This is a genomic window from Stenotrophomonas sp. YJH_SMC_94-11, assembly GCF_059370435.1.
This window is the reverse complement of the sequence record NZ_JCAFTR010000010.1, coordinates 152,933-174,273: the sequence shown is the minus strand read 5'-3', so window position 1 is coordinate 174,273 and position 21,341 is coordinate 152,933. Positions and strand designations below refer to the sequence as shown.

Below are 21,341 nucleotides of genomic sequence, written 5' to 3'. Positions count from 1 at the left end.
CTCCCTGGTGAAATTAGCGCTGTGGAACCACCCGATCCCATCCCGAACTCGGAAGTGAAACGCAGCTGCGCCGATGGTAGTGTGGCTCAAGCCATGCGAGAGTAGGTCATCGCCAGGGTTTACACCCAAAACCCCGCTGCTCGCGCAGCGGGGTTTTTCTTTGGGCGCAGTAATACAGGTAGTGCCAGCCGCTGGCCGGCAACCCGACGGCGTTACATCGCCCGCTAGATCCACGCCATGCGTGGATGCCCTCTGCGAGGAAGCATGGCGCCACCCAAGATTGGCCGCTACCAATCGATTGCCGGCCAGAGGCCGGCACTACCGGCAGATCCACACCAGTCGTGGATCTGCCGCCGATGGTACGCAAAAGAAAAGCGGCGCCCCGTGGGGCGCCGCTCTGCTCTCAACAGTGCTCAGTCGAGCATGGCCCGACTTTACTTGGCCGAAGCCTTGTCCTTCATCATCGCGTCGCGGGCCGCCTTGAACGGGTTGCCTGCATACCAGTTCGGCCAACGATCACCACCGGCCAGTTCCTTGCCCACGCCGTACATCAGCTGCAGGTCTTCAACGGTGCCGTCCAGTTTCCAGGTGGCCGCGTCGAACTCGTCCTTCGGGCCATGGTAGCGGTTGGCGCCGTAGTCCGCCGCGGCCTTGCGGCCCGCTTCCACGCCACCCTCGCGCAGGTCCTCGCCGCCATCGGCGTACAGGGCCGGCACACCGGCCTTGGCGAAGTTGAAGTGATCCGAGCGGAAGTAGAAGCCGCTTTGCACCGAGGTCTCACCGTGCAGCGTACGGTCCTGGGCGGCGGCCAACGGCTTGAGGATGTCCTCCAGCTCCGAGCTGCCGAAGCCGGTGACGGTCACGTCCTTGGCACGGCCGGCCACCGACATCGCATCGATGTTGATCACACCGGCGATCTTGTCCAGCGGGAAGGTCGGATGGGCGACGTAGTACTTCGAACCCAGCAGGCCGGATTCTTCCAGGGTCACGGCCAGGAACACCACCGAACGCTCCGGCTTCGGGTCCTGGTGCGCCATGGCTTCGGCCACTTCGAGAATGCCGGCCACGCCGGTCGCGTTGTCGACGGCGCCGTTGTAGATGTTGTCGCCGGTTTCACCCTCATGCTTGCCCAGGTGGTCCCAGTGCGCCATGTACAGCACGGCCTCGTCGGCACGCTTGCTGCCCGGCAGCACGCCGACCACGTTGCGGGACTGCTTCTGTGCGATCTGGCTTTTCAGGTCGACCGCGGCGGTGGCCTTCAGCGGTACCGGCTTGAAGCCGCGCTTGCTGGCATCCTTGTAGGCCTGCACCAGGTCCAGGCCGGCACCGGCAAACAGGGCCTTGGCCGCCTCGGCGCTCAGCCAGCCCTGCACTGGAATACGGGCTTCCGGGTCATCCTTGGCCGGCAGGTCGTATTGCGGGCCCGCCCAGGAGTTCTTCACCACGTCCCAGCCGTAGGATGCGCCGGCCGTGTCGTGCACGATCAGTGCAGCAGCGGCGCCCTTGCGCGCGGCCTCCTCGAACTTGTAGGTCCAGCGCCCGTAGTAGGTCATGCGCTTGCCGTCGAACAGCTTCTCGTCGTCGACATGGAAGCCCGGGTCGTTGACGAACATGACGACCGTCTTGCCCTTCCAGTCCTGGCCGGCGTAATCGTTCCACTTCTGCTCCGGTGCATCGACGCCGTAGCCGACGAACACCAGGTCGCTGGCATCGACCTTCACCTCGGCCTGGCCGGTACGGGTACCCACCACCATGTCGGTGCCGAACTTCAGCTCGGTGGTCTTGCCGCCCTGGGTGATCCTCAGCACGGTCGATTCGTCGGCCGTGGTCTCGGTCATCGGCACATCCTGGAACCAGCTGTCGCCGTTGCCGGGCTGCAGGCCGATGCGCTGCATCTGGTCGCGGATGTAGTTGACCGTCAGCTCTTCACCCTTGCTGCCCGGGGCGCGGCCTTCGAACTCATCCGAGGCCAGCGTCTTGACCATCTCGGCGAAGTCGCCGGCATTGATCTCCGGGGAGAACGCATGGGCGGCCGGCTTCGCCGCAGCGGTGTCGGTGGCCGGCGCGGCGGCGGGCGTGTTTTCGCCTTTGCAGGCACTGAGCGCGGCCGCGGCGGCCAGGCACAGGAGGAGTTTGCGGGGCATCGTCGATTCCTGGAGAACAAAGGGCGGCCGCACCTGATGCGCGACCGGTAACAGTGAGTATCACCGAACCGGCAGGTCCGGCGGGTTCAGTCCGCCGGGGCGGTTTCGGTGTCGAACGGAATTGGCTCGGCGCCGGTCACCGGGCCGATGCGAGCGGAGCGATGCACGTACAGCACCACTTCGCGCTCGAACTGCAGGGGGCCGTTGACCACCGCATTCGGGCCGATGATCACGCGCGGCTTGCGGCTGGCGGTCAGCGAGACACTGAAGTTCGGCTTGCGCACATGCACACCGCCGTTGACCTGCGAACCGATACCGACGGTGATGTCACCATTGACGGTCTCCACGTCCTTGCCGACGCGGCTCTCGACCAGGCCGATGCCGCCGTTCACGGTCTCGACGCCGCCTTCGATCTGGCTGCCGCGATCAGTGAAGATGCTGCCGTTGACGGTGCTGACGCCGCCACTGGCGATCACTTCACGACCCAGGCGCACACCGCCGTTGACCGTTTCGATCTTGCCGGTGCGCGCGCGGTCGGCGACCTTCACCCCGCCGTTGACGGTGTCGATGCTGCCGGTCTCGACGCCTTCGCCGACGCGGATGCCGCCGTTGACGGTGTCGAGCTTGCCGTAGCGTTGACCGGGTTCGGCGCTGATGCTGCCGTTGACCTTGCTGATGTTCTCCTGCGCACAGACCGGCCCGGTGGCCAGCAGTACGCCCAACAGCAGCGGAATGGAAAGAGTTTTCATGGCGACCTCGATGGATGTGCGGCTGGCAGGCCGCGTGCGGAGATGTCACCATTCCCCGGTAGCCCCCGCAACTGCCTGAAGTCACTGGAAAGCCCTTGCGCGACAACGCCTTCCCATCACGCCGACATCACATCGCCGCTGCCCGCGGCGGTCGCTGCCTGCTGCTGGGGCTGGCGTTGGCGCTGGCCCTGCCGCTGCCCAGCGGTGCGCAGACCACCCGCGAGACCGAGCGCAAGCTGCAGAAACTGCGAACCGAACTGAAGGGCGTGGCGCAGGAGCGACGGCAGATCGAGGGCCAGCGCGGGCAGGCATCGCAACAACTGCGCGAGGCCGACGAGAAGGTAGCCCGCACCGGCCGTGCCCTTGCGCAGACGGAAGCCGCGCTGCGCGAGCAGGGCCGAGCCCTTGCCGAAGCCGAGCAGCGCCGCAGCACGTTGCAGGGCAACCTGGCCCAGCAGCACCGCGAACTGGCCGGGCTGTTGCGCGCGGCATATCAGCTGGGCAACCACGCACCGCTGAAGCTGCTGCTGTCGCAGGACACGGTGGCCGACGCCAACCGCGCCCTGGCCTACCATCGCTACCTGCAGCGCGAGCGTGCGCAGCGGATCACCACGCTGACCGCCGACCTGAAGGAGCTGGAAGCGCTTCAAGCGCAGATCGCCGAGCGCAAGCAGAAGCTGCAGGGGACGCAGCAGGACCAGAAACAGCAGGCAGCGGCCCTGGAAGCGGACCGCCGCGATCGCGCAAAGACCGTTGCCTCGCTGGAAGAGCGCTTCAAGGACCAGCGTGAGAAGGAACAGGCACTGGGCCAGGACGCCAAGGCACTGGAAACGCTGCTGGCCAACCTGCGTGCCGCTGCCGCGCGGGCCGAAGCCGAGCGGCGCGCCGCTGCACGCCGGGCCGCCGCCGAGAAAGCCGCTGCCGAGCGCGCCGCACGCCAGGCCGCCGCGCAGGGCCGTCCACCGCCGCCCACCAAGGTTCCACCTGCGGTGGCGTCGGCACCGGCGCCGAAGGTCGGCGGCCTGGGGTGGCCGTTGTCCGGCAACCTGCTGGCCCGCTATGGCGGCAAGCTGCCCGATGGGCGCACCAGCAGCGGTGTGCTGATCGGCGCGCCAGCCGGCAGCACGGTCACGGCCGTGGCCGATGGCACCGTGGTGTTCTCCGACTGGATGACCGGCTACGGCATGATCCTGATCGTCGACCACGGCAACGGCTACATGAGCCTTTACGCGCATAACGACACCCTGCTGAAGGATGCTGGCGCGCGGGTCAGCCGCGGCGATGCGGTGGCCAAGGTCGGCAATTCCGGCGGCCAGGGCGTCACCGCGCTGTACTTCGAGCTGCGCCGTGGCGGGCAGCCGGTCAACCCGGACAGCTGGCTGCAGCGGCGCTGAATCCTGGCCCGCCGGATGCGGGCCGGATTCAACGGGAATTTAGCTGTGCTTCGCGCATAATCGGTGCATGTGCCTTGGGCACCATGCCACCGTCGACAGGAGTGATCCATGCGCGCAGCCCGTACCGCCACCCTCTTGCTGGCCCTGTTGCCAGCGCTGTCCTGGGCGCAGCAGACCGCGCCCGCCCCCAGCCCGGAAACCAGCGGGCAGGCAGCGAACAGCGAGGAGGCGGTGACCTCGAAGGTGCCGCTGGAGGAAATCCGCCGTTTCGTGGCCGTGTACAACGCGGTGCGCGCCGCCTATGTCGACCCGGTCGATGACAAGAAGCTGATGCAGTCAGCCGTGCGTGGCCTGCTGCTCGACCTTGATCCGCACAGCACCTACTTCAACAAGGAAGACGCGCAGGCCTTCGACGAGCAGGCCAACGGTGCCTACGAGGGCATCGGCGTGGAGCTGCAGCAGCAGCCGGACAATGCCAGCATGAAGGTGATCGCGCCGATCGACGACACGCCGGCAGCCAAGGCCGGCATCCTTGCCGGCGATTTGATCATCGCCATCGACGGCAAGCCGATCAGCGCGATCGATGCCAGCGAACCGCTGCGTGGCCCGGCCGGCAGCAAGGTGGTGCTGACCATCGTGCGTGATGGCAAGCCGAAGCCGTTCGATGTCAGCCTGACCCGCCAGACCATCCGCGTGACCAGCGTGCGCAGCCGCCTGCTCGAGCCGGGCTATGGCTATATCCGCCTGAGCACCTTCCAGGCCGATACCGGCTCGGATTTCCAGAAGCATGTGCAGCAGCTGCAGAAGCAGTCCGGTGGCCAGCTCAAGGGCCTGGTGCTGGATCTGCGCAGCAACCCGGGTGGCCTGCTGACGGCCGCCGTGCAGGTCGCCGACGATCTGCTCGACAAGGGCAACATCGTCAGCACCCGTGGCCGCATCAGCATCAGCGATGCCCGATTCGACGCGACCCCGGGCGACCTGCTGAAGGGCGCACCGGTGGTGGTGCTGGCCGATGCCGGTTCGGCCAGCGCCTCGGAAGTGCTGGCCGGCGCGCTGCGCGACAACAAGCGCGCCCGCGTGGTGGGCAGCCGCACCTTCGGCAAGGGCTCGGTGCAGACCGTGCTGCCGCTGGACAACGGCGATTCGGTGAAGCTGACCACCGCGCGCTACTACACGCCCAGCGGCAAGTCGATCCAGGCCACCGGCATCGTGCCGGACGTTGAGTTGAAGCCCGCCGCCACCCCGGCGGAGGATGCCCTGCCGGCCAGCCTGAGCGATTACAGCGAAGCCACCCTGCCAGGCCATCTGCGCGGCGACGACGAAGGCACCGAGGGCTACCACGCCGGTGCGGTGCTGCCGGGCGACGGCCCGATCAACGACGCGCTGGCCGAGCTGAAGAACCCCGGTTCGGTGGCCGCACGGTTGAAGGCCGAGGCCGCGAAGGCGGATGCCGCCAACGCCGCGAAGGCCGCTGCGGTGAAGCCCGAAGCCAAGCCGGAGCCGAAGGTCGAACCGAAGGCAGACAGCACGCCCGAAGCCAAGCCCGCACCGGTGCCGGCCAAGCCTTGATTCCCGGTCTACGAACGAGCGGGTGAGCGTGGAGCCGGCCAGCGGCCGGCACTACCTGGATCAGAAGCCGTGGCGCTTGCGCAGTCGACGGGCGATGGCCGCCCGCACGTAGACCCCGTACACGACGCCGAACACGAAGCCACCGATGTGCGCCCACCAGGCCACCATGCCGAAGCTTGGGCCGATGTGGGCGAACACCACTTGCAGCGCCGCCCAGACGCCGATCAGCAGGTAGGCCGGGGCACGCACGAACTCCAGGAACAGGCCGAGCGGGATCACCACGCCCAGCCGCGCGCCCGGGAACAGGGCCAGATACGCACCGATCAGGGCCGACACCGCGCCACTGGCGCCGATGATGATCTGGTCCGGGCTGCCCATGGTGTAGATCGCCACCAGGTTCGACACTGCGCCGCCGACCAGGAACAGCAGCAGCAGCCGCCACGGCCCCAGCACCCGCTCGGCGGGCAGGCCGAAGATCAACAGGAACACCAGGTTGCCCAGCAGGTGCGACCAGTCCGCGTGCAGGAACAGGGCGGTGAACAGCCGCAGCACGCTGCCGTCCTGCAGGGTCGCCCACCAGTCCAGCGGGTGGGTCAGACCGGTGGACAGCGCGCCCCAGTCCAGCCAGAGGCTGCCGCGGGCATCGTCCGGACGCGAGATCGACCACAGGAATGCCAGCCACAATGACGCGAACAGCACGGGCGTGGCCCAGCGCAGGGCCGCCTTCTTGCGGGACGGGAGCGAGACGAACATGCCAATAGCCTAGCGTGCGGCCACTTTCGGTGGGGACGGTCCTGTTCAGCTTTTGAGACGAAAAAACCGCCTGCGCTGTTATTGTTTCATTAACAGCTCTGGGTAATACTCGCATACGGCGTCGTATGTCGGGAGGGGAATCCGGCGCGCTCCGATGGGTCCCAGGACCCGGCGGGCGCAGGCGCACTCAGAGCACCATCACCGCTTACCGGAGAGAGAGAACTACGATGCAAACCGCTTCCACCATTGCCCGACTGACCCTGCTGGCCGTCGGCGTTGCCGGTGCGCTGGCCGCCGCCGATGCCAATGCTGCCGCCTTCCAGCTGAAGGAAAACAGCGCCAAGGGCCTGGGCCGCGCGTTCGCCGGCTCCACCTCGACCGAAGGTGACGCCTCGGTCATCGCCACCAACCCGGCCTCCATGCGCCTGCTCGACGGCACCCTGGTCCAGGGCGACGTCAGTGCCATCAGCTTCGGCGCCAAGTTCCGTGGCCAGGGCAAGTACGGCAACGGCGCGCCGATTTCCGGTGGCAACGGCGGCGACGCCGGCATGATCGCCCCGGTTCCGGCCGCGTACTTCCACGTGCCGTTCGGCGAGAACGACAACATGCACTTCGGTGCTTCGCTGACCGTGCCGTTCGGCTTCAAGACCGAATACGACCGCGACTGGGTCGGCCGCTACAACGGCGTCAAGACCGAGCTGCAGGCCATCGACCTGGGCGTGGCGTTCTCCTATGACGTCAACCCGTACCTGTCGTTCGGTGCTTCGGTGTTCGCTGAGCGCCTGAACGTCGACCTGACCAGCGCTGTCGATACCGGCACCGCGATCAACGCCACGGCCCAGCGCACCGCTGCGGCGCGTGTGCTGGCTGCCGGCGGCACTGCGGCCCAGGCTGCCGCGGCCTCGCAGGCCGCTGCACGCCAGGCCGCCCAGCTCGGCTTCTCGCCGGGCACCGCCGATGGCTACCTGCGCATCAAGGGCGACGAAGTGTCGGTCGGCTACACCCTGGGCATGACGGTCACCCCGGTGGAAGGCACCAACATCGCCTTCAGCTACCGCTCGAAGGTCGAGCACAAGATCACCGATGGCAAGGCCGACTTCACCATCCCGCAGAACGCTGCCGCCTTCCTGGCCACTGCTGCCCCGGGTACCTTCATCGACAGCAACGGCCGCGCCACCATCACCCTGCCGGCCAGCGCCACCGTGGGCTTCACCCACCGCGTGAACGACCAGTGGCAGATCATGGCCGAGGTCACGCGCACGGCGTGGAGCAAGTTCGACCAGGTCACCGTCGACTATGACTCCAACCAGCCGGACAGCGTGCTGCCGTTCCACTACCGCGACACCACCTTCGCGTCGATCGGTACCGATTTCCGCGTGAACGACAAGCTGACCCTGCGTGGCGGCCTGGCCTACGACCAGACCCCGACCACCGACGCCCACCGTGACGTGCGCGTGCCGGACACCACCCGCAAGTGGCTGTCGCTGGGCCTGACCTACGCCGCTTCGGACAAGATGGAATACAGCGTGGGTTACACCCACCTGTTCACCAAGGATCCGAACATCACCTCGACCTCGGCCACTGCCAACACCGTGACCGGCAAGTACAAGGTGAGCGGCGACGTGCTGGCGGCGTCGATGCAGTACAAGTTCTGATTCGGGCGATTGCCTGAAGCAGTACACGGAAGGCCCCGCGTAAGCGGGGCTTTCTTTTTGCGGAGGGTATCCACGCATGGCATGGATCTGCTGGTCCGACGACGCAGGGCGCGGATCTACGCGACAATGGTGCGATGAATCTGTCCGACCCGAGCTTCCAGCTGGAGCTGGCCGCCAACATCGCCGTCGCCGGCTCGATCCTGCTGGCCGGCCGCAACAACGTGCACACCTGGTGGCTGGGCATCGTCGGCTGCGCATTGTTTGCTGCGGTGTTCGAGCGCTCGCACCTGTATGCGGACATGGTGCTGCAGTTCTTCTTCATCGCCATCAGCGTGCTGGGCTGGTGGCAGTGGCTGCGTGGCGACCATGGCGCGCCGCTGCCGATCACTGCGCTGCGGCCGCGTGCATGGGCCTGGCTGGCGCCGCTGGCGCTGGTGGCCACGTTCGGCTACGGCTGGATGTTGACCCGTCTGACCAACGCCTATGCGCCTTACATCGATTCGGCGGTGCTGGTGCTGAGCGTGATCGCGCAGATCCTGATGATGCGGCGCAAGCTGGAATCGTGGTGGGTGTGGCTGCTGGTGAACACCGTGGCGGTGCCGCTGTACTACAGCCGTGGCCTGCATCTGACCTCGATCCTGTACGTGGGCTTCTGGATCAACGCGCTGGTGGCACTGCGCCATTGGCGGCACCTGATGCGGGACGAGGCCAGGGCGGCCGATGCCGCTGCCTGAGCGTGTCGAGCGCGGCCTGGTGGTGGGCAAGTTCTGCCCGCTGCATCTCGGTCACGAACGCCTGATCGACTTCGCCGCCACGCGCTGCACGCAGCTGCTGGTGATCGGCTGGTCACAGCCAGGCTTTGCCGGCTACAGCGCTGCTCGCCGCGAACGCTGGTTGCGTGCGCGCTTCCCCCGGGCAACGGTGGCGGTGCTGGATGATGCGCGGCTGGCGGCCCTGTGTGCCGAACATGGCGTGCCGCCACGCGTGTTGCCGCACGACAGCAACAGCGAGCAAGTGCAGCGCATGTTCACCGCCTGGCTGTGCCAGCACCTGTTCGGTGGCCCGGTGCAGGCGGTATTCACCGGCGAGGACTACGGTGACGGCTTCGCGCAGGCGCTGGCCACGCACTTCGGTGCGCCGGTACGCCATGAGCGGCTCGAACGCGCATTGGACGCCGGGCAGGCGTGCGGCACCCAGCTGCGCGCCGATCCGCATGCGCACCGCCATGGTCTCGCACCGGAGGTGTACGCCGGATACGTGCAGCGCGTGGCCTTCATTGGTGGCGAGTCCAGTGGCAAGACCACGCTGGCGCGGGTGATGGCCGAGCGCCTGCAGACCGCCTGGGTGCCGGAGTATGGCCGCACGCTCTGGGAGCAGCAGGGCGGCGACCTGATGCCGGACGATCTGCTTCGTATCGCGATGACCCAGCCGCGGCATGAAGAAGAGGCTGCGCGGCGGGCACATCGCTGGCTGTTCTGCGATACCACGCCGCTGGTGACGCTGGGCTACAGCGGCTGGATGTCTGGTACGGCGCCGGAGGCACTGCGGCAGGCTGCATTGCGGCCATATGATCTGCTGTTCCTGTGCGCGCCGGATATTCCGTTCGACCAGGACGGCACACGGGTGGGGGAAGCATTCCGTGCGCAGCAGCATGCGTGGTACGTGCGCGAGCTGCAGGCGCGGGGCGTCGACCATGTGCTGCTGGAAGGCGATCTGGAGACGCGCATCGCGCGCGTACAGCGCGAGCTGGCTAAGCGTGCGGACAACCGGTTCAGTGTCGCCCTGCCTCTGTAGCGCCGAGCCCATGCTCGGCTGCGCCAGGAAAGCCGAGCGTGGGCTCGGCTCTACAGGAAGCAAAGCACAAGAAACCCCGCTTTCGCGGGGTTTTTCGTTCACTGCATGAGGCTGACGATCAGTCGCCCAGGGTCAGCAGCGAGGCGTTGCCGCCGGCGGCGGTGGTGTTCACCGTCACCGTCTTTTCGGTGGCAAAGCGCAGCAGGTAGTGCGGGCCGCCGGCCTTCGGGCCGGTGCCGGACAGGCCCTGGCCACCGAACGGCTGCACGCCGACCACTGCACCGATCTGGTTGCGGTTGACGTACACATTGCCGACGTGGACGCCGTTGCTGATGCGGTCAACGGTTTCGTCGATGCGCGAATGCACGCCCAGGGTCAGGCCGTAGCCAGTGGCGTTGATCTGGTCGATCACCGCGTCGAGCTGGTCGCCCTTCCAGCGGATCACGTGCAGGACCGGACCGAAGACTTCCTTGTGCAGCTGGCCCAGGTCCTTCAGTTCATACGCGCGCGGTGCGAAGAAGGTGCCGTTGGCGGCTTCAGCGGACAGCTCGGCGGCGGCGATCAGGCGCGCTTCGCGGTCCATGCGTTCGGCGTGTTCCTGCAGGATCTTCAGCGCGTCGGCGTCGATCACCGGGCCGACGTCGGTAGACAGCAGGCCCGGGTTGCCGACCTTCAGTTCCTTCATCGCGCCGGCCAGCATGGTCATCACCTTGTCGGCGATGTCGTCCTGCACGAACAGCACGCGCGCGGCCGAGCAACGCTGGCCGGCGGAGGTGAAGGCCGAACCGATCGCGTCCTTGACCAGCTGTTCCGGCAGTGCCGAGGAGTCGGCGATGAAGGCGTTCTGGCCACCGGTCTCGGCGATCAGCACGCCGATGGCGGCGTCACGCGCGGCCATCGCACGGTTGATCGCACGGGCGGTCTCGGTGGAGCCGGTGAAGGCCACGCCGGCCACGCGCGGGTCGGCGGTCAGCGCTGCACCCACGGTGGCGCCGTCGCCCGGCAGGAACTGCACCACCTCGGCCGGCACGCCGGCATCGTGCAGCAGCTTCACCGCGTAGTAGCCGATCAGGTTGGTCTGCTCGGCCGGCTTGGCGATGACGCTGTTGCCGGCGGCCAGTGCGGCGGCGACCTGGCCCAGGAAGATCGCCAGCGGGAAGTTCCACGGGCTGATGCAGACGAACACGCCGCGGCCGTGCAGCTGCAGCTCGTTGGATTCACCGGTCGGGCTGGGCAGCTTCTCGGCGTGGCTGAACTGCTCGCGCGCCTGCTTGGCGTAGTAGCGCAGGAAATCCACGGCTTCGCGCACTTCGGCGATGCTGTCGGGCAGGCTCTTGCCGGCTTCCTTCACGCACAGCGCCATGAACTCCGGCATGCGCGCTTCCAGCTGGTCAGCGGCGTGTTCGAGGATGGCGGCGCGGCTGGCGGCCGGGGTGCGGTTCCAGGCCGGTTGTGCGGCCACGGCGTTGGCCAGGGCCTTCTGCACGGTGGCGGCATCGGCGGCCAGCCACTGGCCGACCACTTCGCGGGTGTCGGCCGGGTTGGTCACCGGCAGCGCGGCGCCGGCCGGGTTGGCACCCGGTACCAGCGGCGAGGCCTGCCACGGCTTCACGGCGGCGTTGAGCTGCTCGGCCAGGGCGCGCAGTTCGTTGTCGTTGGCGAGGTTGGCGCCCATGGAGTTCTTCCTGTCGTGGTTCTGGCTGCGCAGCAGGTCAACCGGCAGCGGGATCTTGGGATGCGGAATCGATTCGAACGAGGCGACCATCTCGACCGGATCGCGGATCAGGTCGGCGATCGGCACGCGCTCGTCGGTGATGCGGTTGACGAAGCTGGAGTTGGCACCGTTTTCCAGCAGGCGGCGCACCAGGTACGGCAGCAGGTCTTCGTGCGAACCGACCGGGGCGTACACGCGGCAGGGCAGGTTCAAGCGATCGGCCGGCACCACTTCGGCGTACAGGTCGTCGCCCATGCCGTGCAGCTTCTGGTGCTCGTACACGCCGCCGTTGGCGATGCTGCGCACGGCCGCGATGGTGTGCGCGTTGTGCGTGGCGAACATCGGGTAGATCGCGTCCGCATGGGTGAACAGCCGCTTGGCGCAGGCCAGGTAGGACACATCGGTGTTCTGCTTGCGGGTGAACACCGGGTAGCCCGGGTAGCCTTCGATCTGCGCGCGCTTGATCTCGGCATCCCAGTAGGCGCCCTTGACCAGGCGCACCTGCAGGCGGCGACCGGCACGGCGTGCCATGTCGGCCAGGTGGTCGATCGTGTACGGCGTGCGCTTCTGGTAGGCCTGCACGACCACGCCGAAGCCATCCCAGCCAGCCAGCGAGGCGTCGGAGAACACCTGCTCGATGATGTCCAGCGACAGTTCCAGGCGGTCGGACTCTTCGGCGTCGACGGTGCAGCCGATGCCGTAGCTCTTGGCCAGCTGTGCCAGTTCCAGCACGCCCGGCACCAGGTCCTTCAGCACGCGCTCGCGCTTGGCGTGCTCGTAGCGCGGGTACAGCGCCGACAGCTTGATCGAGATGCCCGGCGCGTTGTTGACGTCGCCGTCCGGACGGCCACCGCGGGCCTTGTGATCGCCGCCGATGGCGTGGATCGCACGACGGTAGTCTTCCAGGTAGCGCAGCGCGTCCTTCATGGTCAGCGCGCCTTCGCCGAGCATGTCGAACGAGTAGCGGTAGCTGGCGTTGTCGCCCTTGTGCGAGCGCGCCAGCGCTTCGCTGATGGTGCGGCCCATGACGAACTGGTGGCCCATGATCTTCATCGCCTGGCGCACGGCCAGGCGCACCACCGGCTCACCGACGCGGCCGACCAGGCGCTTGAATGCGCTGGGCGCATCGGCGCGCGTGGCGTCGTTCATCTGCACCAGCTTGCCGGTCAGCATCAGGCCCCAGGTGGAGGCATTGACCAGCACCGAGTCGCTGCCGCCCAGGTGCTTTTCCCAGTCGGCATCGGCCAGCTTGTCGCGGATCAGCTTGTCGGCGGTGTCCTGGTCCGGAATACGCAGCAGCGCTTCGGCCACGCACATCAGCAGCACGCCTTCCTCGCTGCCCAGGTCGTACTGGCGCATGAAGGCTTCGATCGCGCCCTGGTCCTTGGCACGCACGCGCACGCGGCCGACCAGGTCGGCGGCCAGCGCCTGCACCCTGGCCTGTTCCTCGGCGGGCAGGCGCGCCTGCGCCAGCAGCTCGCGGACGTGGCTGGCCTCGTCCTTCAACCAGGCATCGGTGATGGCCTGGCGGAACGGGTTGGGGGGCGCCGGCAGTTCCGGCGACAGCAGCGCGCCCGGACGCGGGGCGTCGTGGGCGGCAGGGGAGGAGGAAGGTGCGTTCATGCCGGTCCGGCCAGTGGAAAACTTGGCGATTTTAATCATTTTTGAGGCCTTCGGAAGTGCCACGCAGACACCTTCATGAAGGGCTGATAGCCGCTAACGGTGGTGGATTCGGCGTGTTCAGCAAACCCGGCGATGTTTGTGCTGAATTCGTCATCCGTGCCGCCGACCGCATGCTGTGTTGCAGCATCGGAAAAAGTGTGAATGCACCCTTGCTACCGGCGAGAGGGCGGGGCTACCATCGAGACGTTTCCTGCGGCAGGAACGCGGTTGCGACATGATCGAGGTGCTTCCAGCTCCGGATGGGTCAGGTACGCAGCTGCGGCTGCGTCCCCCACGGGCGCTCGATGCCCGGCAGTTCGTCCTGTTGTTCACCGTGTTGTCGGGTGCGATGTGGCTGGTGTCCGCCCTCGGGTGGTGGGCCGGCAATGCATTCGCCCCCCTGTTCGCGCTGCTGTACAGCCTGGTGCTGGCGGCGGCGCTGCGTGCCTTGTGGCGCAGCGGTGAACGACAGGAGGAGATCCGGGTAGTGCCGGCGTACGTGGAGGTCATTCCCGTACCCGGTGGATCGCCGGTGTTCCGGGCCCACCCGCATTGGGTGCGCCTGCTCACCGACGATGAGAGGGTCCGGCTGGCATCCAGCGGCCGGCAGGTGGAGGTGGGGAGTTTCCTCGCGCCGGCCGAACGTCAGACGCTCGCAGAGACACTTGAAAGCTTGCTCGCCGCCAGCGATGGCGGCAACCGACGACGCTAAGGGTCTAGGCAATGAAGCAAAGCAGCAGGTGGGGCACGAAGTGCGTGAACGCGGTTGCCGCAGTGCTGGCGACCGGGGGACTGATGCCGGCGTTGGCCTGGGCCCAGGCGGCCGATCCCAAGCCGTGGCAGCTGAACATGGGCAAGGGGGTGACCCAGACCTCGCGCCTGGCCTGGGAATCGAACAACCTTTCGTTGATCATCTGCACGGTGATCGGCGTCATCGTGTTCGGCGCGATGGCCTACGCCATCTTCAAGTTCCGCAAATCCAAGGGCGCGGTCGCCGCCACCTTCAGCCATAACACCAAGGCCGAGATCATCTGGACGGTGATCCCGGTGATCATCCTGATCGTGATGGCGTGGCCGGCCACGGCCAACCTGATCAAGATGTACGACACCCGCGATGCCGAGATGACGGTCAAGGTCACCGGCTACCAGTGGATGTGGAAGTACGAATACCTCGGGGAGAACGTCACCTTCACCAGCCGCCTGGACCGCGAATCCGACCGCGTGCGGCAAAGTGGCATCGTGCCGACCCGCGAAAGCCATCCGCACTACCTGCTGGACGTCGACAACCGGCTGGTGTTGCCGGTCGATACCAAGGTCCGCTTCGTCATCACTTCCGATGATGTGATCCACGCCTGGTGGGTGCCTGCGCTGGGCTGGAAGCAGGACGCGATCCCCGGTTTCATCAATGAAGCCTGGACCAGCATCGAGCAGCCCGGGGTGTATCGCGGCCAGTGCGCCGAGCTGTGCGGCAAGGACCACGGCTTCATGCCGATCGTGGTCGAGGCGGTGTCCAAGGAGGACTTCAAGCAGTGGCTGGCGCAGCGCAAGCCTGCACCGCCGGCCGAGCCCGCCCCCCCTGCGGCACCTGCAGAACCGGCTGCCCCTGCGGGCGAAGCACCGGCGGCACCTGCTGCTGCCGAAGCCGGCAATGCACCTGCGGTTGCGGCCAGCGGCGCGTGATGTAAAGCCCGCGGCCGCTCGCGGCCGTGGTGACAACCGATTCTGAGAGGTGTTTTGCAATGGCGCACTCGGCAGTTGGGCACGACGATCACCATCACCACCAGAGTTTCTTCGAGCGTTGGTTCTTCTCGACCAACCACAAGGACATCGGCACGCTGTACCTGGGTTTCAGCTTCATCATGTTCATCATCGGCGCGGCGATGAGCGTGGTGATCCGCGCCGAGCTGGCGCAGCCGGGCCTGCAGTTCGTCAAGCCCGAGTTCTTCAACCAGATGACGACCGTGCATGCGCTGGTGATGATCTTCGGCGGCGTGATGCCGGCGTTTGTCGGCCTTGCCAACTGGATGATCCCGCTGCAGATCGGTGCGCCGGACATGGCGCTGCCGCGCATGAACAACTGGTCGTTCTGGCTGCTGCCGGTGGCCTTCAGCCTGCTGCTGCTGACGCTGTTCCTGCCCGGTGGTGCACCGGCCGGTGGCTGGACGCTGTATCCGCCGCTGTCGCTGCAGGGCGGCTACAACGTGGCCTTCAGCGTGTTCGCCATCCACGTGGCCGGCATCAGTTCGATCATGGGTGCGATCAACATCATCGCCACCGTGCTCAACATGCGCGCGCCGGGCATCGACCTGCTGAAGATGCCGATCTTCTGCTGGGCGTGGCTGATCACCGCCTTCCTGCTGATCGCGGTGATGCCGGTGCTGGCCGGTGCGGTGACCATGCTGCTGACCGACAAGTTCTTCGGCACCAGCTTCTTCAATGCCGCCGGTGGCGGTGACCCGGTGATGTACCAGCACATCTTCTGGTTCTTCGGCCATCCCGAGGTCTACATCATGATCCTGCCCGCCTTCGGCGTGGTCAGCGAGATCATCCCGACCTTCAGCCGCAAGCCGCTGTTCGGCTACCAGGCGATGGTGTACGCCACCGCCGCGATCGCGTTCCTGTCGTTCATCGTCTGGGCCCACCACATGTTCACCGTGGGCATGCCGCTGGGCGGCGAGATCTACTTCATGTTCGCCACAATGCTGATCTCGATCCCGACCGGGGTGAAGGTGTTCAACTGGGTCAGCACCATGTGGCGGGGGTCGCTGACGTTCGAGGCGCCGATGCTGTGGTCGGTGGCCTTCGTCATCCTGTTCACCATCGGTGGCTTCTCCGGCCTGATGCTGGCCATCGTGGCGGCCGACTTCCAGTACCACGACACCTACTTCGTGGTTGCGCATTTCCACTACGTGCTGGTGACCGGCGCGGTGTTCGCGCTGATTGCAGCGGTGTACTACTGGTGGCCGAAGTGGACGGGGCGGATGTACAGCGAGAAGTGGGCCAAGGTGCACTTCTGGTGGTCGATCGTGTTCGTCAACCTGCTGTTCTTCCCGCAGCACTTCCTCGGCCTGGCCGGCATGCCGCGCCGCATTCCGGACTACAGCGTAGCGTTTGCCGACTGGAACCTGATCAGCTCGATCGGTGCGTTCGGCATGTTCGTCACGCCGTTCATGATGGCCGCGATCCTGCTGTCCTCGCTGCGCAATGGCGAGAAGGCCGAGGCCCGTAGCTGGGAAGGCGCGCGCGGGCTGGAGTGGACGCTGCCGTCGCCGGCACCGGCGCATACCTTCACCACGCCGCCGACCATCCGCCCGGGCGATCTGGCGCATGACGACATCACGCATTGAGGTGGGGCATGCATAACGAGAGCCCACTGCAGACCTGTAGAGCCGAGCCATGCTCGGCTGACGTGGAGCAGCCGAGCATGGCTCGGCTCTACAACAGCCCGGGCGACGCCCCGGAAAACGGCATCGAACAGCAACGCCAGCGTGCCCGGCGCACGGCGATGTGGGTCGGCGCCATCGCGGTGCTGGTCTACGTCGGCTTCATCCTCAGCGGGGTGATCGGCCGATGAGCGAGGCACCGGCCAGCACGCGGTCACCCAGTGCCGGGCTGCCGCGCCTGATCGGCGTGGCAGTGGCGGTGTTCCTGCTGACCTTCTCGCTGGTGCCGCTGTACCGCATTGCCTGCGAGAAGGTATTCGGCGTGCGCCTGGAACGCGGCCCGGGTGGTGAAGCCAGTACGGGTGCCGCAGCTGGCAAGCGCACCGTGCGGGTGGAGTTCGATGGCGGCGTCAATTCGCGCCTGCCGTGGTCGTTCCATCCCGAGCAGCTGACCATGGATGTGGTGCCCGGCGAACTCAACGAGGCGCTGTACTTCGCCCGCAACGACAGCCAGCAGGCGGTGGTCGGCAGTGCGGTGCCTTCGGTGGCGCCGGCGCGTGCCTCGGGCTTCTTCAGCAAGACCGAATGTTTCTGTTTCACCGCGCAGACGCTGCAGGCCGGCGAGAAGCGCGACATGCCGGTGCGTTTCATCGTCGATCCGGACCTGCCGCCGGAGATCAAGACGATCACCTTGTCCTACACCTTCTACCGCAACGACGCGCTGTCCGATCGGCTGGCCCCGGCCGCCACCTCGGACGGCGCGCACGCCGCACCCTGACCCGGATACCGACATGGCCCAGACACCAACCGACGCCAACGTGTACTTCGTCCCGGCCCAGAGCAAATGGCCCTTCGTGGGGTCCATCGCGATGATGGTGACCATGGTGGGCGTGGCCAGCTGGCTCAACGATGCCAGCTGGGGGCGCTGGACGTTCTACATCGGCATCGCGATGCTGGTGTTGACCCTGTTCTGGTGGTTCAGCGACGTGGTGCGCGAATCGCAGGCCGGCAACTACAACCACCAGGTCGATGGCTCGTTCCGGATGGGGATGATCTGGTTCATCTTCTCCGAGGTGATGTTCTTCGGCGCCTTCTTCGGCGCGCTGTTCTACACCCGCAACCTGGGCCTGTCGTGGCTCAGTGGCGAAGGCCGCGGGGTGATGACCAACGAGCTGCTCTGGCAGGGCTACTCCGCCGGATGGCCGACCAATGGCCCGGCGGCGATCGGTGGTGCCTTCCAGACCATCCCGGCGTGGGGCCTGCCGCTGATCAATACGCTGATCCTGCTCACCTCAGGCGTGACCCTGACCATCGCCCATCACGCGTTGAAGGCCGGCAACCGCCGCCAGTTGCTGATCTGGCTGGGCCTGACCGTGGTGCTCGGCCTCGGTTTCCTGACCCTGCAGGCGGAAGAGTACATCCACGCCTACAAGGAGCTGAACCTGACGCTGGGCTCGGGCATCTACGGTTCGACGTTCTTCATGCTGACCGGCTTCCACGGTGCGCACGTGCTGCTGGGCACGATCATGTTGATCGTGATGTGGCTGCGTTCGGCCAAGGGACACTTCACCCGCGACAACCATTTCGGTTTTGAAGCGGCCGCGTGGTACTGGCACTTCGTCGACGTGGTGTGGCTGATGCTGTTCCTGTTCGTCTACGTGCTTTGACCACGCACGCATCGGTGGCCTCAGCCGCCGACGCCGTGCGGCTTGATCCAGCCCATGTAGATGCTCACGATCACCAGTACGATCAACGCCACCGACACCGCGATGCGACGTGTCAGTGCGTTGACCGTGCGCTTGGTCTGCCCGCGGTCGACCAGCAGGTAATACAGGCCGGCGCCCAGGTTCCAGACGATGACGATCAGAAACGCGATTACCAGCAGGGTCTTCAGCGAATCACTCATGCGCGGCTCGAGGGCAGGGTGGATGTGCCTATCTGACCGCGTTTGCGTGGACTTGTCATGATGCGCCAGCACACGCGCGTGCTCGGATGGCTGCTGGCCGTGCTGGCGATGGCCGGTTTCACTGCATTGGGGCTGTGGCAGCTGCAGCGCATGCATGCCAAACAGTCAATGTTGGATGCGCAGGGGCCAGCGGTGGCACAGGCGCTGCCGCTGGCCCAGGCTCTGGCAGCCCCCGGTGCGTTGCACGGTGTGGCCGATCACGGTCGCTTCCTGCCTGGCGTGGTGCTGCTGGACAACCAGACCCGGCATGGCCGTGCCGGCGTAAAGATCTATCGCCCGTTCCGCAGTGACGAAGGCAGCGTGCTGCTGGTCGATCTTGGCTGGCGCGCGCTGCCGCCGGATCGCACGCTGCCGGACATACCGGCGCCGCCTTCGCCGGTGGTGGTGCGCGGGTTGCTGGCGCCACCGCCTTCGGCGGGGCTGGTACTGGGTCCGCCGTTCTCGGCCACCGGTGAGGCGGGGCGCTGGCTGGCCAGCCGCTTGCCGGCCGAGGGCCTCGCCGCAGCGCTGGGCCTGCCAACACTGCCCGAGCGGGTCCTGCGACTGGACCCGGCGCTGCCCTTCGGCGACGAGCGTGACATGGACCTGCTGCCAAATACGCTGCCACCGCAGCGACACCTGGGCTACGCCGTGCAGTGGTTCGGCCTGGCCCTGACCGTGCTGGTGGTGGCGCTGGTGCTGGAGCGGCGCAGGAGACGGCCCATCGCCGGGTAGTGCCGGCCGCTGGCGGGCACGCACTCGGATTCCTGGATGCCGGCCAGCGGCCGGCACTACCGGCATCGTTTACCCAACCATGAGAAAATGCCCCACATGAACACTGCTACGTCCCCGCAGGCGCGCGGCTCCGGCCGCCGGACCCTGGTGCTGCTGTTTGCCGTGTTCTTCGGGGCGATGGCGCTGGCCGCGGTATTGCGCTTCTCCGGCTGGCAGCCCACCGGCCACCGCAATGCGGGACAGCTGCTGAAGCCGCCGGTCGATCTGCGCCAGCAGACGCCGACCCTGGCCAGCGGCCAGCCCTATCCCTGGAACCCCGAGGCCCGCACCTGGCGCCTGCTGGTGGCACCGGCCGGTGCCTGTGAGGCGCAGTGCGTCACTTTGTCGCAGGGACTGGGCAAGGTGTGGCAGCTGTTCGGCCATAACGCCGATAATGTCGAGATCCTGTGGCTGGGTACGCCACCGGCGTCGATCGCCTCGCTGCCCGCGCTGCGGCCGCTGGCTCCGTCGCCAGCCCTGCGCGCGGCGTTGCCGGGCGTCGATGATCCGGCGGGACTGCCGGTCTACGTGATCGATCCGAACGGCTTCGTGATCATGCGCCATGCCCCGGGTTCCGACCTGGGTGGCCTGCGCAAGGACATGGCCACGTTGCTGAAACTGAAGTGAGTCCCGTTTGATGAGCCTTTCCGCGCGTCCGGCGCTGCACCGCAATTTCCACCGCCTGGCGTGGTTCGCCATGATCATGACCGCGAGCACGATCATGTTCGGCGCGTTCGTACGCCTGTCCGATGCCGGCCTGAGCTGTCCGGACTGGCCGACCTGCTATGGCCAGGCCACCTGGCCGCAGCACGTGGAAGAGACCATCGGCCACCCGGCGGCGGAGATCCGCCCGCTGGAGACCCACAAGGCCTGGCGTGAGCAGGTGCACCGCTTCCTGGCCGGCGCGCTGGGCATCGAGATCCTGACCCTGGCCCTGCTGGCCACGCGCAAGCGCCGCTTTGGAACCACGGCAGTGGTGACCGCCTGCGTGCTGGTGGCCGCTGGCATACCGCTGTACATGATGGGCTGGCATGGCACCGCCAGCGCATTGGCTCTGGTCGGCGAGGCGATCCTGCTGATCGCCGCGCTGCGCTGGAGCAACATCGACCTGGCACGCGCTGCACTGCTGACCCTGGCGGTGGTGATCTTCCAGGCCCTGCTGGGCATGTGGACGGTGACCCTGCTGCTCAAACCCATCGTGGTGATGGGCCATCTGCTGGGCGGCATGCTGATGTTCGCGCTGCTGGCCTGGATGGCCTGGCGTGCGACGCACATGCCGATCACTCTGGCCGAGGCACCGAAGCTGAAGTGGCTGCTGCGCATCGGCCTGGCGGTGCTGGTCACCCAGATCGCACTGGGCGGCTGGGTCAGTGCCAACTACGCGGCGCTGGCCTGCGGCGGCGGCAGTGCATCGCTGGACAACTTCCCGCGCTGTGCCAACCAGTGGTGGCCGCAGCACAACTTCGTCGAAGGCTTCACCCTGTGGCGTGGCATCGGCGTGGACTACGAAGGCGGCGTGCTGGATGGCGCCTCGCGTATCGCCATCCAGATGGCGCACCGCCTGTTCGCGGCGGTGGTGGCCATCTACCTGCTGTGGCTGGGCGGGCGCCTGTTCCGGTTGCCGAGCATGCGCGGCTGGGCCAGCGCGCTGATCGCGCTGCTGGTGCTGCAGGTCACCCTCGGCATCCTCAATGTGAAGCTGGCGCTGCCACTGGAAGTGGCCGTGGCCCACAACGGCGTGGCCGTTGCCCTGTTGTTCGTGCTGGTCAGCCTGCTGGCCCGCCTGCGCGCCCCGGACTGATTCC

General features: G+C 66.9%; 19 protein-coding genes and 1 rRNA gene. 15 read left to right on the top strand and 5 right to left on the bottom strand.

Annotated features, from left to right (window positions below; translation table 11 throughout):
• Window positions 1–3 precede the first annotated feature (3 nt).
• Window positions 4–118: ribosomal RNA gene (rrf, locus tag AC5P74_RS17360) — 5S ribosomal RNA — on the top strand.
• Window positions 119–434: 316 nt separating this feature from the next.
• Here the strand turns inward: rrf and AC5P74_RS17355 are convergent.
• On the bottom strand, window positions 435–2,144 hold the full coding sequence (locus tag AC5P74_RS17355; RefSeq protein WP_346608109.1) for a M28 family metallopeptidase: 1,710 nt from the start codon (window positions 2,142–2,144) through the stop codon (window positions 435–437).
• Window positions 2,145–2,230: 86 nt separating this feature from the next.
• On the bottom strand, window positions 2,231–2,893 hold the full coding sequence (locus AC5P74_RS17350; protein WP_005414989.1) for a DUF4097 family beta strand repeat-containing protein: 663 nt from the start codon (window positions 2,891–2,893) through the stop codon (window positions 2,231–2,233).
• Between the two features lie 95 nt (window positions 2,894–2,988).
• On the opposite strand from AC5P74_RS17350, the gene AC5P74_RS17345 reads away from it, so the two are divergent.
• Window positions 2,989–4,287 carry a murein hydrolase activator EnvC family protein gene (locus AC5P74_RS17345; protein WP_033834985.1) on the top strand — a complete coding sequence of 433 codons (1,299 nt, stop codon included), beginning with the start codon at window positions 2,989–2,991 and terminating at the stop codon, window positions 4,285–4,287.
• A 108-nt stretch (window positions 4,288–4,395) separates the two neighbouring features.
• The gene (locus AC5P74_RS17340) at window positions 4,396–5,856 is read left to right on the top strand and encodes a S41 family peptidase (RefSeq protein WP_053498728.1); all 1,461 of its coding nucleotides are present in this window, start codon (window positions 4,396–4,398) and stop codon (window positions 5,854–5,856) included.
• A 60-nt stretch (window positions 5,857–5,916) separates the two neighbouring features.
• Here AC5P74_RS17340 and AC5P74_RS17335 read toward each other — a convergent pair whose 3' ends face one another.
• Window positions 5,917–6,609: a rhomboid family intramembrane serine protease gene (locus tag AC5P74_RS17335; protein ID WP_053498727.1), complete on the bottom strand. Its 693-nt coding sequence runs from the start codon at window positions 6,607–6,609 to the stop codon at window positions 5,917–5,919.
• A gap of 227 nt (window positions 6,610–6,836) precedes the next feature.
• Here AC5P74_RS17335 and AC5P74_RS17330 point away from each other — a divergent pair, with 227 nt between their 5' ends.
• The 3 genes from AC5P74_RS17330 (at window position 6,837) to AC5P74_RS17320 (ending at window position 10,058) form a co-directional block, all read left to right on the top strand.
• Window positions 6,837–8,264, top strand: a complete 1,428-nt coding sequence (locus AC5P74_RS17330; protein ID WP_053498726.1) for an outer membrane protein transport protein — start codon at window positions 6,837–6,839, stop codon at window positions 8,262–8,264.
• 134 nt (window positions 8,265–8,398) lie between these two features.
• Window positions 8,399–8,998: a nicotinamide riboside transporter PnuC gene (gene pnuC / locus AC5P74_RS17325; RefSeq protein ID WP_346608110.1), complete on the top strand. Its 600-nt coding sequence runs from the start codon at window positions 8,399–8,401 to the stop codon at window positions 8,996–8,998.
• Entirely contained in the window at window positions 8,985–10,058 is a 1,074-nt protein-coding gene (locus AC5P74_RS17320; protein ID WP_346608111.1) for an AAA family ATPase, read from the top strand. The genes pnuC and AC5P74_RS17320 overlap by 14 nt, the downstream gene beginning before the upstream one ends.
• A 118-nt stretch (window positions 10,059–10,176) precedes the next feature.
• Here AC5P74_RS17320 and putA read toward each other — a convergent pair whose 3' ends face one another.
• Entirely contained in the window at window positions 10,177–13,395 is a 3,219-nt protein-coding gene (putA, locus tag AC5P74_RS17315) for a bifunctional proline dehydrogenase/L-glutamate gamma-semialdehyde dehydrogenase PutA (RefSeq protein ID WP_346608112.1), read from the bottom strand.
• 274 nt (window positions 13,396–13,669) lie between these two features.
• Between putA and AC5P74_RS17310 the strand changes: the two genes are divergently transcribed.
• The 6 genes from AC5P74_RS17310 to AC5P74_RS17285 are packed head-to-tail and all read left to right on the top strand — an operon-like array spanning window position 13,670 to window position 18,484.
• A complete protein-coding gene (locus AC5P74_RS17310) occupies window positions 13,670–14,146 on the top strand; it encodes a DUF2244 domain-containing protein (RefSeq protein ID WP_021202927.1) in 477 nt (158 codons plus the stop codon).
• 11 nt (window positions 14,147–14,157) lie between these two features.
• Window positions 14,158–15,114 carry a cytochrome c oxidase subunit II gene (gene coxB, locus AC5P74_RS17305; RefSeq protein WP_053498721.1) on the top strand — a complete coding sequence of 319 codons (957 nt, stop codon included), beginning with the start codon at window positions 14,158–14,160 and terminating at the stop codon, window positions 15,112–15,114.
• A gap of 59 nt (window positions 15,115–15,173) precedes the next feature.
• Window positions 15,174–16,781, top strand: a complete 1,608-nt coding sequence (gene ctaD / locus AC5P74_RS17300) for a cytochrome c oxidase subunit I (RefSeq protein WP_005407790.1) — start codon at window positions 15,174–15,176, stop codon at window positions 16,779–16,781.
• Window positions 16,782–16,789: 8 nt separating this feature from the next.
• Window positions 16,790–17,008: a hypothetical protein gene (locus tag AC5P74_RS17295; RefSeq protein ID WP_053498719.1), complete on the top strand. Its 219-nt coding sequence runs from the start codon at window positions 16,790–16,792 to the stop codon at window positions 17,006–17,008.
• Window positions 17,005–17,595, top strand: coding sequence for a cytochrome c oxidase assembly protein (locus AC5P74_RS17290; RefSeq protein ID WP_053498717.1), 591 nt, complete (start codon window positions 17,005–17,007; stop codon window positions 17,593–17,595). The genes AC5P74_RS17295 and AC5P74_RS17290 overlap by 4 nt, the downstream gene beginning before the upstream one ends.
• A gap of 13 nt (window positions 17,596–17,608) precedes the next feature.
• Window positions 17,609–18,484, top strand: coding sequence for a cytochrome c oxidase subunit 3 (locus AC5P74_RS17285; RefSeq protein WP_005407793.1), 876 nt, complete (start codon window positions 17,609–17,611; stop codon window positions 18,482–18,484).
• Window positions 18,485–18,504: 20 nt separating this feature from the next.
• On the opposite strand, the gene AC5P74_RS17280 is transcribed toward AC5P74_RS17285, so the two are convergent.
• Complete coding sequence (locus tag AC5P74_RS17280) at window positions 18,505–18,723, bottom strand: twin transmembrane helix small protein (RefSeq protein ID WP_049416782.1); 219 nt, start codon at window positions 18,721–18,723, stop codon at window positions 18,505–18,507.
• Between the two features lie 57 nt (window positions 18,724–18,780).
• Between AC5P74_RS17280 and AC5P74_RS17275 the strand changes: the two genes are divergently transcribed.
• The 3 genes from AC5P74_RS17275 (at window position 18,781) to AC5P74_RS17265 (ending at window position 21,337) form a co-directional block, all read left to right on the top strand.
• Entirely contained in the window at window positions 18,781–19,497 is a 717-nt protein-coding gene (locus AC5P74_RS17275) for an SURF1 family protein (RefSeq protein WP_065179435.1), read from the top strand.
• A gap of 96 nt (window positions 19,498–19,593) precedes the next feature.
• Complete coding sequence (locus AC5P74_RS17270; protein ID WP_053498714.1) at window positions 19,594–20,163, top strand: redox-active disulfide-containing membrane protein; 570 nt, start codon at window positions 19,594–19,596, stop codon at window positions 20,161–20,163.
• 10 nt (window positions 20,164–20,173) lie between these two features.
• A complete protein-coding gene (locus AC5P74_RS17265; RefSeq protein WP_053498712.1) occupies window positions 20,174–21,337 on the top strand; it encodes a COX15/CtaA family protein in 1,164 nt (387 codons plus the stop codon).
• The last annotated feature ends 4 nt before the right edge of the window (window positions 21,338–21,341 follow it).